The following is a 15,904-nucleotide window of genomic DNA, read 5'->3' as shown; positions in this document are numbered from 1 at the left end:
GCTAAAGCGCACAAAAACAAACATAGAATCTGAAGAGGATAAATCATTATGGAATATCATCATGGCATTGCGTAAAATCACTTATAATGGGCATTGTTTTGAGATCGCATATCGCAAAATCAATAACAATGCAGAAAAAAATATCGTGTTTTTGCATGGCTGGGGAAGCAATAAAGAAGTGATGAGTATTGCATTTGAGAGGGTGTTTTGTGATTTTAATCATTACTATATCGATCTGCCCGGATTTGGAGAGAGTCCAAATGAAGTGTTTTTAAGCACAAAAGATTATGCAGAGATTATAAATATTTTTATGGAATCTTTGCATTTAGATTCTGTGCTTGTGTTTGGGCATAGCTTTGGAGGCAAAGTCGCTATGCTAAGTAAAGCTAAAGAAGTTGTTTTACTAAGTTCAGCGGGGATTCTTATGCCAAAACATTTGAGTGTGAAAATTAAGATTTATCTTGCTAAAATAGCGAAGTTTTTTAGGGTGCAACTTCCATTTTTAAGAAGCAAAGATGCGCACAATCTAAGTCCGATAATGTATGAGATATTTAAAAATGTCGTGAATGAGGATTTTAGTGAAGTGTTTGCGACAACGACAAAAAAAGTCAGCATTTTTTGGGGGAGGCAAGATAGGGCTACGCCTTTATCTTGCGGGGAGCAAATCGCTAGGCTGATTAAGGGAAGTTATTTTTTTGTGTTGGAGGGGGATCATTATTTTTTCATTAAGCAAGGAGATATGATTCAAGCCATGTATAATCAAATCTATAACCAAAGCACAAAGCCTTTTTTGCATTTGCAGATTCTGGTATTTGGCAAGGTGCAAGGGGTTGGGTATCGGAAATTTGCAAAAGCTAAAGCAATAGAATGCAATATCACCGGCACAACAGAAAATCTTAGAGACGGAAGTGTGGAGATTTTTGCGCAAGGTGAAGAATCTGATATGAAGCAGTTTTTAAAGCATTTAGCACAAGGACCAGAGCGCGCAGAAGTGAGCCACATCAGCCACACAGAATCAGAATCTAAACGCCCATTTACAGAATTTATCATCTTGCAATAGGAGCAATAATGAATTATTTATCGATTTTAGACATCGTATCGCTTTTTGTGTTTGTGTTTGCTATTTCGTATTATTCAATCACACTATTGCAATGGTATAACTACGATATTTGGCGCGTGATAACAAAGCACCACAAATATTCGTGGCATTTGATATATTTTGTTTGTCCTGTTGTTATGTTTTTTGTGTGTTTTTGGTTTGATGTGAGAATTGTTTTTTATATTTATTTGTATTTGGTGTATATTCCTATGCTGATATATTGGGCAGCAAAGCTTGATAAACGCGTGGTTTTCACAAAACGAGTGTGTCGGTTTTTTGTGATTCTTTTGGTATTTATGCTGATTAATGAGCTGATATTTTTTATTTTTCAAGTTGAGAGTTTGTATTATCTTTGTTTGTTGTCTTTTGTCTTTGCGCTTGTGTTTGGAAAGATTTTTGAGGATATTTTGATGAGGAATTTTATCGCTCTAGTCAAAGACAAGCTCGCACTTATGCCTGAGCTTAAAATCATCGCCATTACAGCAAGCTTTGGCAAAACAAGTATCAAAAATTTTGTCGCACAGATTTTTGAGGGGTATTATAATATCCACACCACAGCGCGAAGTATCAATACCCTAAAAGGCATTGTTGCAGACATTAATAATAACTTAAACTTTGGCACAGATATGTATATCATCGAAGCGGGTGCGAGGCAAGAGGGCGATATTTCAGAAATCGCTACATTAGTCAATCCGCAAGTAGCAGTTATTGGTGAGATCGGCAAGGCGCATATTGAGTATTTTAAAACGATTGAAAAGATTGTAAAAACAAAATTTGAACTACTAGAATCTCACAATCTCAAAAAAGCATTTGTCTATGCCAAAAATCCAATTCCGCAAGATTTAAGCGAAGCAAAAAAAGCACTCATAGAGCCATATCCTTTGAAATTACGCAATATCAATGCGACTTTGGAGCAGACGAGCTTTGAAATGGAGATAGATGGCAAATGGGAATTGTTTGAGACTTATATTTTGGGGCGGTTTAATGTCGAAAATATCGCTGTGGCGATTATGCTTGCGAAATATTTTGGGATCAAACTCTCAAATATCCAAAAAGCAGTCAAAAAGCTCACCCCCATTCCTCATCGCTTTAATCTTTCTCTCTCAAATGGCAAAACAATCATTGATGATGGATTCAATGGTAATCTTAATGGAATGCTTGAAGGCATTCGGCTTTGTGGGCTGTTTGAGGGTAGGAAATTTATCGTTACGCCCGGACTTATCGAAAGCGATGATGAATCAAATATCAAGCTTGCTGAAGCGATTAATAAAGTGTTTGATTTGGCTATTATTACAGGCGATAGGAATTCAAACTTACTATCTTCGCATTTGCATATCCAAAAAGTGATTTCGCGCGATAAGAGTCAGCTTGAAAATGTGCTCAAAGGTATGATTACAAGCGGAAGTTTAGTGTATTTTGCTAATGATGCACCAAGTTATATTTAGGAGTGATTATGGAGCATATATATTCACCTTGGCGGGCAAAGTATTTTGAAGAGGAGCTTAAGGGTTGTGTGTTTTGCGAGATTTCACTAAATCCCAAAGAAGATGAGGAGAATTTCGTATTTTATAGAGATGAGATTTGTTTTTGTGTGATGAATCGCTATCCTTATACGCCCGGGCATTTTTTGATTATTCCTCATGATCATATTGATTCGCCTACATCTCTTGATCGCGCAGTGTGGGGGCATTTAAATGATATAGCACAAAAATGTATCGCACTTTTAGAAGAGTTTGGTAGTTTAGGGGTGAATTATGGTATAAATATCAAAAAAGTAGCAGGTGCTGGAATACCGCAGCATTTGCATATACATTTGGTGCCTCGATATGAAGGAGATACAAATTTTTTTACAACTATCAGTCAGTGTCGGACTTATGGGGTTGATTTTAAGGTGATTTACCAAAAAATCAAAACCTTAGCCCACAAACATTTGAGGAGTAATGCATGAAAGTAGGAGTAAGGATTTTTTGCTTATGGATATGTGTTGTTGTTTTGGGTATGGCAAATCGCTATGATTATTTGTTGTTTAGCAATAATTACACTGATGTGAGAAAAGGTGTCGATCTAGGCGCAGATGTCAATGCAAGACTTCGAGGAAGCACGCCATTATATGATGCTTCACGCAAAAACAATATGGATATTTTGTATCTTTTACTCAAAAGAGGCGCAGATGTCAATGCGATCTCTCATGGTGAGACAGCCTTACATAAAGTCGTGCAATTTAATAATTACAAATTCGCGCAAGCCTTGCTAAAATATGATGCTAACCCAAATATACAAGATTCTATTCGTGGCAATACCGCTCTTCATTATGCTGTAACTTCGCGTAACCCTGCAATGATCGCTTTGCTTATGAGCTATGGCGGAGATATGGATATAGCCAATAATACCGGAGATACGCCTGCGCGATATATTTTAGGCAATGTCAATGTGCCCGGAATGACAACCCAAAACCGCGATATTCAAATCACAAGCAGTGCGTTTAAGGTAGGATCTGGAAGTGTGAGTCTAACGATTACAAATCTTACAGATAGTTTTATCACTATTACTTATGGTGCGCTATATATGGATGGTGATTTAGTATCTGAGCAGAATCTACAAAAAAAGATTCCGCCAAAATCAAGGGCAAATGTAGGATCACTGCCAATCACAAAAGACGCATATCAAAATGTCTCAGTCAAAAAAACTGGAATCGCAACGATTAAATATGGATTTGGCATTGAATATGAAATCGATGGCTCGGCAGAGAGTTTGTATAAAACAACAAAAACTGAAGTGAAAATCTGGTAGCAGAATCTTGTAAAGCGCATATAATCGTATGCAAGCTTTAAAAAGGAGAGAAAATGGATATTTTAGCTCAAGTGCTAGAGGGCAAGGAATTTGATGCAAAAACTTTGAGTGCTCTTTATGATTATGATATTTTTACTCTAGGTGAAGCAGCAAATCAAATCCGCGCAAGCAAATACGATAAAAAAGTATTTTTTAATATGAATCGCCACATTAATCCGACAAATATTTGCACTGATGTGTGTAAATTCTGTGCGTTTTCTGCGAGTAGAAAAAATCCAAATCCATACGAAATGACAATTGATGAGATCATCTCTCAAACCCTTGCCTCATACAGGCGCGGGGCAAAAGAAGTGCATATCGTATCAGCCCATAGCCCAAATTATAGTTATGAGTGGTATTTGAGCTGTTTTAGCGAAGTCAAAAAAGCTGTCCCAAATATCCATCTCAAAGCAATGACAGCTGCTGAAGTGCATTATCTCTCCAAAAAATTTGCAAAAAGCTACCAAAAAGTGCTTGAAGATATGGTGCTTGCAGGGGTGGATTCTATGCCTGGAGGTGGGGCTGAAATCTTTGATGAGGAAGTGCGTCGTCGTATCTGCAAGGGTAAGGTGGATTCTACAAGGTGGCTAGAGATCCATTCGTATTGGCATTCAATCGGCAAAATGAGTAATGCGACGATGCTATTTGGACATATCGAAAATAGAGAGCACAGAATCGATCATATGTTGCGTCTTGCGCGCACGCAGTGTGATTCTCAAATCGTAGAATCTAAACATGGCGGATTTAATGCATTTATTCCACTTTTGTATCAGCGAGAAAATAATTTCTTAAATATCAAGCAGTTTCCAAGCGGACAAGAAATTTTAAAAACGATTTCTATCGCGCGCATTGTGCTTAAAAACATTCCACATATTAAAGCGTATTGGGCGACTTTGGGAATGAATTTGGCATTAGTAGCGCAAGAATTTGGCGCAGATGATATGGACGGAACGATAGAAAATGAAAGTATCCAATCTGCCGGTGGTTCAAAATCCAAAAATGGAGCGTCTTTTGATGAGATTGTCGCTCAAATCAAAAATGCCGGATTTATCGCAGTTGAGCGTGATAGTCTTTATAATGAGCTTAGAGTGTGTGAATAATATATGGCAGACGAACAAGAAAAAACAGAAGCCCCCTCGCAGCACAAAATCCAAAAAGCACGACAAGAAGGCAATGTCGCAAAAAGCCCTGAAGTAAGCGGGGTTATTTTAATGCTTGTTGGGCTTATGGCATTGTTTGTGATTTTTCCATTTTGGGTAAAAAGCATTCGTGGCATTTATATTTATATGATTACTTTTCCAAAGCAAGATATAACCATAAGCGATGTGGTGAGTATTTTTTGGAGTTTGATTAGTGTGGCGGGGATCATGATTTTGCCTGTGTTTGGGTTTTTGCTATTTGCAGGGATAATCGGCAATACAATGCAGTTTGGGTTTTTGCTTACTATCAAGGCTATCAAGCCAAAATTAAGTAAAATCAATCCAATTAGTGGTATAAAAAATGTATTTTCTATCAAAAAACTCATCGATGGCGGAATGATTACGCTTAAAGTGCTTATTGCTTTGATTGTCGGCGGGATTATTATTATCGGGTTTTTGCATGAGATTGAGGGCGTGGCGCATTTAAGCATGATGAATCAGATTTTATGGTGGCGCAATAAATGTCTGATTCTCATCGGAGCGATGATAGGTGTGTTTAGCGTTATGGCATTTGCAGACTACCTGCTAAAAAGACGACAATACATCAAATCACTTCGTATGAGTAAGCAAGAAGTCAAAGACGAGCTAATCCAGCATGAAGGAAATCCAGAAGTCAAAGCAAAAATGCGCCAAATTATGCGTAAAAATGCTATGAGTAGAATGATGAGTGCGATTCCTAGCGCGCAAGTTGTTGTTACAAACCCCACGCATTATGCGGTTGCATTGGCATTTGAACGTGGCAAGCATGAAGCACCGATGGTTGTGGCTAAGGGAATTGATCATTTAGCTATTCGGATTAAAGACATTGCGCGCCAAAATGATATTGAAATTATTGAGAGCCCAAAGCTTGCAAGAAGCTTATATAAGGAAGTGGATTTGAATCAAGAGATTCCCGGAATGCTCTTTGAGGCGGTTGTGCAGGTGTTTAAAGAAGTGGAGCGATTACGCAAAATCAAGGGCAAAAAATCTATTTTAGATTCTAATTAAGGCGATAGTTTGGATATCCTAGAATCTAAATGTATCAATAATTTTAAATACATTGAGAAATTACGCAATGGATCTAATCTGCTTGGATTCTCTGGAGGAAGCGATTCTGTCGCGCTTTTTTATGCGCTTGTCGCACAAGACGTGGCATTTGATATTGCTATTGTGGATTATGGTGTGCGCGCGCAGAGCAAAAGTGAAGTCTCTTACGCCAAGCAATTAGCCAAAGCGCATAATAAAAAATGTTTTGTCTCGCTTGCGCCGAGTTTTGAGTCTAATTTTGAGTGTTTGGCGCGCAATTTTCGGTATGAATTTTTTGAGAATCTTATCCACACACATCATTATACACACCTCATTCTTGCTCATCATTTTAATGATCGCTTTGAGTGGTTTTTGATGCAGCTCTCAAGGGGCGTTGGTATGCGCAATCTTCTTGGATTTAATGGGATTGAAAAGCGCGAGGGATATGAGATTATCCGACCTATGCTTTGGATTACAAAAAGTGAGATTTTAAGATTCTGCAAAGAATGTGATTTGAAGTTTTTTATTGATGAGAGCAATACTGATGAGCGCATAGCGCGTAATTTTATCAGGGCGCATTTTTCAGATGCTTTTGTGCAGAGATTTTCTGCTGGGCTTGTGCGGAGTTTTGAGATTTTGCAAGAAGAAAAAGAGTTGTTTTTTGCGTGTGAGAACAAGGATTATGGGGCTTTTATCGTTTATGCGCCGACAAATGAGATTCAGGCGTTAGATTGCATTGATGTGTATTGCAAAAAAATGGGCTATATGATTTCATCAAAACAGCGCAAAGAGATTCTAAAGAGGCATTTTGATTGCGAAATAGGAGGTGGTAAATCAAATAAAAAAGGCTTTATTATCGCCAAATGTAATGATAAGCTCATCATCGCAAAGCAAAATCACCAGTGTAAGCCAAATCAACACAATCCTAATCAATCAAGTTTGCAATCAAACTTGCAAGCACAATCAAGCCCAAAACTACCAAATGACTTCAAAGATCTTATGAGGCAGCATAAGATTCCGCCTCGATTGCGCGGAGTGTTTTATCGCTATATTTTGGCGCAGAATCTTAGCTTTGTGGAGTTTTTGAGGATTCTTTCTTTGTGAGTGAATGCTTAAAATCTTGCAATGCTTTTTCATCAGAGTGCAAGAGATTGTTGCGGATAGAGATGAGGGCATCTATTGGGAGTGCTTGGATAATGTGTGGATCAATGCTTGAGTGATAGGGTTTAGAATGCGCGTTTAAATCAAAGCGATTGAGGATATTTTCAATTTCTTTGATGAGATCTTCTTTTGTGGTGATTTCGCCATTTTGGGTGATGATTTGAGTATTCATTATTTGTTGCAATCCTGACAGATTCCTTTGATGACGACACTTTTGATTTTGCCTTTGATTTTTGGGATTTCAATATCGCTGATTTGGTGGCATACATCGCAGACAAAGTGTGCTTTTGCGTGGTTGGCAAGCTCGTAGAAAAATTTGCGATTCATCTCGGATTTTATCACGATATTGTTTTGTGTAAAGAGTTCCATATTGCGATAAAATGTTGTTTTATTGGCATTGAGATTGAAGTTTTCAAAGCTTAAGGGCTGCTTGGCTTGCGCAAGTAAATCAATCATTTCAAGTCGTAAATCAGTAATGGCTATATTATGTTTTTTGAGTAATTTAACAGCATTCATACCTTATTCATACCTTGGATACACCTTTTTGTTTGGAATCCAAATAATAGCAAAGAAATGCTTATGTTTAGGTTTGAAAATTTAAGTTTTTACACAGATTTAGTTTGTGTTTTATCATTTATAATCCTTTTTGATATTTTTAGCATAAAGGAGAGTGTATGCAGCACAATACACAAAAAAATCAGAATCTAGATTCTCAAACGCAACCAACCCGACAATCCACTCACCAATCTACCCAACAACCTACCCAAAAATCCGCACATTTGCCACAGCTGCCACAGCGCAATTCAAAGTTTTATTTGCTTTTAAATATGGCTGCTTTAGCGGCTTTTGGACCATTTGTTACGGATTTTTATCTGCCTGCGTTGCCAAATATTGAAAATGTATTTGAGACGACAACTTCTTTGGTGCAGCTCTCAATTACTTGTTCGCTTGTGGGATTGGCATTTGGACAGCTTTTGATGGGACCATTAAGCGATATGTATGGGCGCAAAAAAATCTTGCAAATCTCGCTTGTTTTGTTTGTATTATCAACCATTGCGTGTCTTTTTTCGTGGGATATTTATTCATTTATCGGATTTCGTCTGATACAAGGGATCGCTGGCTCTGGAGGCATAGTGATTTCAAAATCTATCGTGGCGGATTTGTTTAAGGGGCAAGAGTTGGCGCGATTTTTTGCAATGCTTGGCGCGATACAAGGGCTTGCACCTATTTGTGCGCCGATATTTGGGGGATTTGTGCTGAAATTCACAGATTGGCATGGAATCTTTAGCATTTTGCTTGGTATTGGATTAGTGCTGTGCGTATCGATAGTGTTTTTCAAAGAAACCTTAAGCGTGGAAAAAAGGCTCAAAGGTAGATTCTGGGAGAGTTTTTCGTTTTTGCGTATTTTGAAAAACAAGCAATTTGTGCTCTATTCGCTTACTCAAACTTGCGCTATGGGGATTATGTTTAGCTTTATTGCTTCAAGCTCTTTTATTTTTCAAAACCACTTTGGCTTGAGTAATCTTGAATATTCATTTTGCTTTGCGGCTGCGGCATTTGGGATTACATTAGGTGCAAGTATGACCCCGCTTTTTAAAAGCGAAAAATTAGCCTTCAAAGTCGGGATTTGCGGGGTGCTTTTGCTTGGGATTTTGGCTTGTTTTATACTCAATAGCTCTACACATTTTCTTATCGTGATTCTAGGATTTGCGATTATGCTTGTGTTTTTGGGATTTATACTGCCCTCATCAACAAGCCTTGCTATGAGTATGGAGCGTCAAAACGCAGGCAATGCTTCGGCTGTTTTGGGGTTTAGCTTTTTTGTTTTTGGTGGGATTGTCTCACCACTTACTGGGCTAGGCGAGGATATATTTTTTGCTACAAGTGTGGTGGTGTGTGTTTGTGCGATTGGCACTGCTATGCTTGGATTTTGGGCGTTACGAAGCGATAGGGAGTGATTTAAAATTTTGGACGCGATCACACGCGAGCACGCGCATTTGTAAAATACAATCACAGAATCTAGATTCTGCAAACATCAAGAACGCAAAAAAAATTGAAAAATCTCATAGTTTGCATGCAAAAGTGGCGATTTTGACAATTCACAGCAATTTTTAAACATCTTTTAAAGGCAAAATTTTGTATTTATGCTAAAGTATTTGCACTTTAAACAAAAGGAGAAAAGATGAATTACCGCGTAGAAAAAGACACTATGGGTGAGGTTAAAGTGCCTGATGAGAAATATTGGGGCGCGCAAACTGAAAGAAGCCTAGAAAATTTCCGCATAGGCAGTGAAAAAATGCCAAAGGTTTTAATTTATGCCTTTGCAAATCTCAAAAAAGCAGCTGCTATCGTAAATAACCGACTTAAAAACGGGCTTGATGATGAGCGCAAGGACGCCATAGTCAAGGCTTGCGATGAGGTGATAGAGGGTAAATTTGATGATAATTTCCCCTTAGCTATTTGGCAAACAGGCTCAGGCACACAAAGCAATATGAATGTCAATGAAGTCATCGCAAACCGCGCAACTGAGATACTTGGCAAGGATTTTCGAAAAGAAAAATTCATACACCCAAACGATCATGTAAATCGCGGACAAAGCTCAAATGACACCTTTCCAACAGCTATGAGTATAGCCGCGGTGGAGCAAGTAGAAAAAAAGCTCTTGCCAGCCATTGAGACGCTTAAGAAAACTCTAGCCAAAAAAGTTGATGAATTTAAAGACATTATCAAAAGCGGACGCACCCACCTGCAAGATGCCACGCCTTTAACCTTGGGGCAAGAATTTAGCGGTTATGTCTCTATGCTTGAGCATTCCAAAGAGCAGATTATCGCTTCTTTGCCTACTTTAAGAGAGCTTGCCATAGGCGGCACAGCCGTTGGCACGGGGCTTAATGCGCCAAAAAATTTTAGCGAAGAGGTAAGCAAAGAACTTAGCAAGCTTGTTGGCGTTGAGCTAAAGGCAAGCCCAAATAAATTTCACGCCCTCACAAGCCATGATGCCATAGTTTTTACGCATGGGGCGATGAAAGGCTTGGCAGCAAATTTGATGAAAATCGCTAATGACATAAGATGGCTTGCAAGTGGTCCAAGATGTGGGCTTGGAGAGCTTAATATCCCTGAAAATGAGCCGGGCAGCTCTATAATGCCGGGCAAAGTTAATCCTACCCAGTGCGAGGCTGTAACAATGGTTGCTGTGCAGGTGATGGGCAATGACAGTGCTATAGGCATAGCCGCTTCGCAAGGCAATTTCGAGCTTAATGTCTTTAAGCCTGTTATTATCTATAACTTTATCCAAAGCCTTGATTTGCTAGCGGATTCTATGCTAAGCTTTGAGAAGCATTGTGCGGTAGGCATTAGCGCTAATAAAGAAAAAATAGATTACTACTTGCACAATTCCTTAATGCTTGTAACGGCTCTTAATCCACACATTGGCTATGAAAATGCCGCCAAAATCGCCAAAAACGCCCATAAAAAAGGTATTTCCTTAAAGGCTTCGGCTATGGAGCTTGGGCTTGTAAGTGAGGCTGATTATGATAAATTTGTAGTTCCTGCAAATATGATCCGCCCACTTTAAATAGAATCTAGATTCTCATTTCCATGTGATCTAAATCCTCTCTTTTTGCTTCTTTTTGCAGATTGCTTCGTTTAGCTCATTGCGACGCACGATATAGTGCGACTCACTCGCTAAACTTGCAAAACCACAAAAATAAGCTAAAAATAGAGGATTTCTTTACGCTCTTTTTGTGTTTTCATAGAATCTAGATTCTATGCCATTTTCTTCATTGCGAGGCTTCCGCTAGGAAGTCGTGGCAATCCATTTTTTTAGATTGCTTCGTCCTGTCGTCCTCGCAATGATGGAGCAAGCTTGTCATTGCGAGCAAGGTTTATCCTTGCGTGGCAATCCATTTTTTGAGTTTTTAGAAGAATCTAGATTCTAAATTTAATATTAATATATTCTTAAAGCTTTTGACAAAAAGCCTAAGAATCCACAGAATCTACAAAGCCTCCTTATTTTGTCATTTTTAAATATCAAGCAAAAAATCTAGAATATCCGATAGTTTTGCGGTTTTGTAATTATTTTATGAATATATTTATTTTGGATATAGAAGTCTTGCTTGTAGTATTTTTTGCTTTTATTGATTTTTTGTTTTTGTGATATTTTGCAAGAAAAAATGCTTTTTTTAGATAGAATAAGCGCACTCAAATTTAAAATTTTAATTTTATTAAGGGATTTACAATGAATGCAACTCTCCTATCGCTTATTGAGCAAAATCTTCCACCATTGCCAAATACCGTAATTGAATTACGAGATTATATCAATCGCAAAGAAGAAAAAATCGAAGTCGGGGGCGTTGTAAAGATCATCTCAAAAGATCCGCTTGCCACAGCAAGTTTGCTCAAAGTCGCAAATACGCCGTATTATGGATTCTCATCAAAGATTTCAACGATTAATCAAGTTGTGGCGTTGCTTGGGATTGAAAATGTCAAAAATATTTTAATGGCAGATTTTTTGCGCTCAGCACTCAAAATCAATGTCTCTCCTTATGGATTAGATACGGATAGTTTTTTGGGGAATTGTTCGCGGGAAGTGGGATTTGTCTCGGATTGGCTATCTGAGGAGGATAAGCAGCTTACTCAAATGCTTATTCCTTGTGTGATACTTTTGCGATTGGGAATGATTTTGTTTTCAAGCGCACTTATAAAAACAAAGCAAGATAAACAATTTAGAAAAGCTATTGAAGCGAACCATTATGAAAATATCGCTCTTGTGGAGCAGGAATTTTTCGGGGTTGATCATATCTCGTTTTTGGCGTATTGCTTTGATTTGTGGAAGTTTGATGATAGCCTTATCCAAACCGTCGTATATGTTACAAGTCCGCATGCCGCGCCTGCTGATGTCAAAAAAAATTCTTACGCGCTTGCGATTACAAATCGCATTTTTGAGCCTCATGAGGGCGGAAGTGCATATAATGTCAATGAGGCGATTTCACTTGCCAAAGAAGCCATAGATCAGGGCGTAGATTTTAATTTAGAGAATCTTCTTAAACACATTCCAAGCGATCTAAAAGGGAAAATTGACGCATCGCAAATTCAATAATGCTTCGTGTTGTTTGTGTCGTCTGGCTTGTTATTTTGTCATTGTCATCGCATTATTTGCGCGCGCAGTCGATGCATTGGGGGAATCTTGATATAGATTCTGATCGCGAGGGCTGGAGGATTGAGCTTCAGAGAATCTCGCTTAATTTTTCGGCGACACAGATTGATAATCAAGAGCTATACGCTTCTTTTTCAAATAATAAAATCACTGGAAATTCACAGCTCATCGTGCAAGGATATGGGAATCTAATGGTGGATTATTATGCGAGGAGGTTTGTATTTTTTAATTCTTTTTTGGGCGAATACGGACAAACGGTTGTCTATCCAAAAAACAACATAAGGGTTAATAACAAAACGCTTGATAGGATTTTGCTTTCGACAGGATACACACAGAGAATCTGGAAAATCGAGAAATTTGGGAATTTGGAGCTAGGACCTTTTGCACAGCTTAATTTTCAAACGCAATTCACACCTACAATGCCATTGCCTTATCGGCGTAAGATTCTGCGTTTTCAGGCTGGATTCCGCTTGTTTGATGGAGTGTATATCCAAAATCTTAGCGCTGGTGTATTTGGAGAGGAGGATTTTAGCGATATAAAAAGACTCGCTGAGAGTATGGGTGCAGAGACGACAATCAATATCAAAAAAAAGATTAGAGAAGGTGTGGATTTGAGCGGGTATATTAATTATCGGCACTATATTGTCAATAATTACTCAAATGAGCGAAACCCCGAATTTGAGCTTGAACTCAATATGCGACTTGATACAGTGATTTTAAAAAACCTTACAATTGCGCCATTTGTGAGTTTGTATCTATTAAAAGGAAGATATATAGAGCAAGCAGGGACAAATCTTTTTGTCGGTGTGGCTTTGGGGTATGGAAAGGTATTTAAGGATAATAAAAGGCTTGTTGTTGAATTTGATGAAAAATAGATGAATTTTGGGTCAATTTTGCTAAAATGGTGGCTTAAAAATATTTTGGAGATTGTATGCAAAGTCTTGAAGGTCAAGTGTGGAAATTTGGGAAAAATATCGATACAGATGTGATTATTGCAGCGCGTTATCTTAATACAAGTGATGAGAATATTTTGGCTAGGCACATTATGGAAGATGCGCGAGCTGGGTTTGCAGATATGATACACAAAGGGGATTTTATCGTTGCTGATGAGAATTTCGGCTGTGGATCAAGCAGAGAGCACGCACCTTTGGCACTCAAAGCTGCCGGGATAGCGTGCGTGATTGCGCCTAGTTTTGCTCGCATTTTTTATCGCAACGCATTTAATATGGGGCTTTTGATTCTGGAATGTGATGAGATTGAAAATATCAATGAGGGCGATACATTGCGTATTGATATGACAGAAGGCGTGATAAAAAATCTCACACAAAATCAAAGCTATACATTTAGAAAGATTCCGGATTTTATGTTTAAGCTTTTGCAAAGTGGCGGGCTTATCGAATATGCCAAAACACAACTTCATCACACAACCCTTCACCAAAAAGGCATATCATGAAACAATCATACAAAATAGCCGTGATTAAAGGCGATGGAATCGGCGTAGAAGTCATTAATGAAGCGTTAAAAGTATTAAAAGTTGTAGCACGCGTGTTTGATTTTGATATACATTATGATGAGTTTTTGATGGGTGGGTGCGCGTATGATGAGTGTGGCGATCCACTGCCACAAGAAAGCATTGATGGTTGTCTCAAGTCTCAAGCGGTTTTGTTTGGGGCTATTGGCGGAAGCAAATGGGAGAATCTACCCAAAGAAAAGCGTCCGGAGAGCGGGTTATTGCGATTGCGTAAAACTTTGGGCGTATTTGCAAATTTGCGCCCAGCTCTTGTTTTTGATGAATTGCTTGATGCAAGCACACTAAAATCTGAAGTGATTAGGGGCGTTGATTTGGTTATTGTGCGTGAGCTTATAGGCGGAATCTATTTTGGCGAGCCACGAGCTAAACAAGCAGACAAAGCCTATAACACGATGATTTATACAAGAGATGAAATTAGACGCATCGCTCATGTGGCATTTAGGCTTGCTATGAAGCGCAATAAAAAAGTGTGCTCTGTGGATAAGGCAAATGTGCTTGAGGTGAGTGAATTGTGGCGCGAAGTCGTAGAAGAGGTTGGCGCATTGTATCCTGAGGTTATGCTCTCTCATCAGTATGTTGATAATGCGAGCATGCAGATTATTCGCGATCCAAGGCAGTTTGATGTCGTTTTGACAAGCAATCTTTTTGGTGATATTTTGAGCGATGAAGCAAGCCAAATCACAGGCTCAATAGGGCTTTTACCAAGTGCGAGTGTGGGAGAGAAAATCGCCCTTTATGAGCCAATCCACGGATCTGCGCCAGATATTGCAGGTCAAAACATAGCAAATCCGATTGCTACGATTTTGAGTTTGGCGATGATGTTAGAGATTTCATTGCAGCAAGTAGAGGCGGCTAGAGCCATTAGAGCGGCTGTCGCGATGACACTCAAAAATGGCAATAGGACAAAAGATATAGCGCAATTTGGGTGCAAAAAGCTTTGTAATACCCAAGAAATGGGAGATCTCATAGCCCAAGCGATAGAATCTAAAACAATAGAATCCACAACGCGCTAGAATCTAGCAGAATCTAACACAATCTCAAGAGAAAATAAAGGAGCAAAAATGTCTGTCAAAACTTCAACGCTTGCTCATATCTATGAGATACAAGGGCATAAGCAAGAAGCTATTGTGATTTATGAGGAGATTTTGCGCAAGAATCCAAACGACAAACAAGCACGCTCATCAATCGTGCGTCTCAAGACCGATCAATGCAAATTTACAGGGCTCAATAAAGAGAAATTTTTGCTCTTTGTCAATGCGCAAAGCGATGAGGATTATCTTCAATTTGAGGAGTGGCTCACCCAATGGAACTAAAAAATTTGATTTTAGAAACGCTTGATGAGGTCATCAAAGACGATCAAGAGCAGGAGCAAAAAGAGGAGCAAAGGCAGAATCTAGGGCAAGATCAGGTTATCCAAGAGGGTATTCAAGAAATTGTTGTCGAAGAATCACAAGTTATTCAAAAAACCCCAGAATCTAAAGAACTTCAAGAAATAAACATCAAATCACACGCAGAAGTAGCTGCATACCCAAATATATCACATGATACAAACACCAAGCTTTTGAGCCTCACCAAAAAGATAGAATCCTCCCCAATCAAAACAGGCAAAGTGCTTACACCTTCCAAAAAAATCGTGTTTGATCCAGATAATGTGGAGTTTGTGGAGAATCTAAGAGAGAAACTCCTTATTCTTTTTGAAGGCTTGCAAGTCGCAGAGATAAAAGATCTTGAAAAAAAGGTTAGTCTTGTGGTGAATTTTTTGCAATACGAATTGTGCTTGCTTGATGAGTTTTTAGAAAAGAAAAACAGCAACTAAAGGTTTTTATTAATAATTTGTAAAATTTTGCTACAATTCCAAAGCCGTTAGGCAACAATGGCTAGTTTTCCCCCTCCATGCTAGCTATTGTTGGGTTATCACTTCCCCT

Annotated in this window: 17 protein-coding genes and 1 pseudogene; 16 read left to right on the top strand and 2 right to left on the bottom strand. The window is 38.6% G+C overall.

What is annotated here, in order from left to right; all coding sequences use genetic code 11:
- Positions 1-61: 61 nt before the first annotated feature.
- From DY109_RS08945 to tilS, 8 genes and pseudogenes are all read left to right on the top strand, one after another.
- Positions 62-772, top strand: a pseudogene (locus tag DY109_RS08945) (alpha/beta fold hydrolase); the annotation flags it as partial.
- The gene (locus tag DY109_RS11720) at positions 752-1,060 is read left to right on the top strand and encodes an acylphosphatase (protein ID WP_200864630.1); all 309 of its coding nucleotides are present in this window, start codon (positions 752-754) and stop codon (positions 1,058-1,060) included. The pseudogene DY109_RS08945 and the gene DY109_RS11720, both read left to right, overlap by 21 nt.
- Positions 1,061-1,068: 8 nt before the next feature.
- The gene (locus tag DY109_RS08940; RefSeq protein ID WP_023948492.1) at positions 1,069-2,544 is read left to right on the top strand and encodes a Mur ligase family protein; all 1,476 of its coding nucleotides are present in this window, start codon (positions 1,069-1,071) and stop codon (positions 2,542-2,544) included.
- Positions 2,545-2,552: 8 nt separating this feature from the next.
- Positions 2,553-3,047 (top strand): HIT family protein, encoded by a 495-nt coding sequence (locus tag DY109_RS08935; RefSeq protein WP_023948490.1) that lies wholly within the window; start codon positions 2,553-2,555, stop codon positions 3,045-3,047.
- Positions 3,044-3,889 (top strand): ankyrin repeat domain-containing protein, encoded by an 846-nt coding sequence (locus DY109_RS08930; protein WP_023948488.1) that lies wholly within the window; start codon positions 3,044-3,046, stop codon positions 3,887-3,889. Before DY109_RS08935 ends, DY109_RS08930 begins: the two co-directional genes overlap by 4 nt.
- A 53-nt stretch (positions 3,890-3,942) precedes the next feature.
- On the top strand, positions 3,943-5,028 hold the full coding sequence (mqnE, locus tag DY109_RS08925; RefSeq protein WP_023948486.1) for an aminofutalosine synthase MqnE: 1,086 nt from the start codon (positions 3,943-3,945) through the stop codon (positions 5,026-5,028).
- 3 nt (positions 5,029-5,031) lie between these two features.
- Positions 5,032-6,114 (top strand): flagellar biosynthesis protein FlhB, encoded by a 1,083-nt coding sequence (gene flhB, locus DY109_RS08920; RefSeq protein WP_023948484.1) that lies wholly within the window; start codon positions 5,032-5,034, stop codon positions 6,112-6,114.
- Between the two features lie 9 nt (positions 6,115-6,123).
- Positions 6,124-7,236: a tRNA lysidine(34) synthetase TilS gene (gene tilS / locus DY109_RS08915; protein WP_023948482.1), complete on the top strand. Its 1,113-nt coding sequence runs from the start codon at positions 6,124-6,126 to the stop codon at positions 7,234-7,236.
- Here tilS and DY109_RS08910 read toward each other — a convergent pair.
- Positions 7,199-7,465, bottom strand: a complete 267-nt coding sequence (locus DY109_RS08910) for a hypothetical protein (RefSeq protein ID WP_023948481.1) — start codon at positions 7,463-7,465, stop codon at positions 7,199-7,201. The two genes, tilS and DY109_RS08910, sit on opposite strands and share 38 nt — an antisense overlap.
- Positions 7,465-7,809 (bottom strand): Fur family transcriptional regulator, encoded by a 345-nt coding sequence (locus DY109_RS08905; protein WP_023948480.1) that lies wholly within the window; start codon positions 7,807-7,809, stop codon positions 7,465-7,467. Before DY109_RS08905 ends, DY109_RS08910 begins: the two co-directional genes overlap by 1 nt.
- Before the next feature lie 158 nt (positions 7,810-7,967).
- Here DY109_RS08905 and DY109_RS08900 point away from each other — a divergent pair, with 158 nt between their 5' ends.
- The 8 genes from DY109_RS08900 to DY109_RS08860 all read left to right on the top strand — a co-directional run bounded on the left by DY109_RS08900 (position 7,968) and on the right by DY109_RS08860 (position 15,795).
- Positions 7,968-9,251, top strand: a complete 1,284-nt coding sequence (locus DY109_RS08900) for a multidrug effflux MFS transporter (RefSeq protein ID WP_023948479.1) — start codon at positions 7,968-7,970, stop codon at positions 9,249-9,251.
- A gap of 224 nt (positions 9,252-9,475) precedes the next feature.
- Positions 9,476-10,867, top strand: a complete 1,392-nt coding sequence (fumC, locus tag DY109_RS08890; protein ID WP_023948477.1) for a class II fumarate hydratase — start codon at positions 9,476-9,478, stop codon at positions 10,865-10,867.
- Between the two features lie 663 nt (positions 10,868-11,530).
- Positions 11,531-12,391 (top strand): cheVAW transcriptional regulator CheP, encoded by an 861-nt coding sequence (gene cheP / locus DY109_RS08885; protein WP_115737839.1) that lies wholly within the window; start codon positions 11,531-11,533, stop codon positions 12,389-12,391.
- On the top strand, positions 12,391-13,323 hold the full coding sequence (locus DY109_RS08880; RefSeq protein ID WP_034549825.1) for a hypothetical protein: 933 nt from the start codon (positions 12,391-12,393) through the stop codon (positions 13,321-13,323). Before cheP ends, DY109_RS08880 begins: the two co-directional genes overlap by 1 nt.
- Before the next feature lie 56 nt (positions 13,324-13,379).
- Positions 13,380-13,901 (top strand): 3-isopropylmalate dehydratase small subunit, encoded by a 522-nt coding sequence (locus DY109_RS08875; RefSeq protein WP_023948467.1) that lies wholly within the window; start codon positions 13,380-13,382, stop codon positions 13,899-13,901.
- The gene (gene leuB / locus DY109_RS08870) at positions 13,898-14,992 is read left to right on the top strand and encodes a 3-isopropylmalate dehydrogenase (RefSeq protein ID WP_023948465.1); all 1,095 of its coding nucleotides are present in this window, start codon (positions 13,898-13,900) and stop codon (positions 14,990-14,992) included. Before DY109_RS08875 ends, leuB begins: the two co-directional genes overlap by 4 nt.
- A 48-nt stretch (positions 14,993-15,040) precedes the next feature.
- On the top strand, positions 15,041-15,292 hold the full coding sequence (locus DY109_RS08865) for a tetratricopeptide repeat protein (protein ID WP_023948463.1): 252 nt from the start codon (positions 15,041-15,043) through the stop codon (positions 15,290-15,292).
- Complete coding sequence (locus tag DY109_RS08860; RefSeq protein ID WP_023948462.1) at positions 15,283-15,795, top strand: CiaD-like domain-containing protein; 513 nt, start codon at positions 15,283-15,285, stop codon at positions 15,793-15,795. Before DY109_RS08865 ends, DY109_RS08860 begins: the two co-directional genes overlap by 10 nt.
- Positions 15,796-15,904: the final 109 nt, after the last annotated feature.

The sequence above is a fragment of the Helicobacter fennelliae genome (genome assembly GCF_900451005.1).
GTDB classification, from domain to species: Bacteria; Campylobacterota; Campylobacteria; order Campylobacterales; family Helicobacteraceae; genus Helicobacter_B; species Helicobacter_B fennelliae.
The sequence above is the reverse complement of the archived record's forward strand: the minus strand, read 5'-3'. Positions and strand labels throughout refer to the sequence as shown.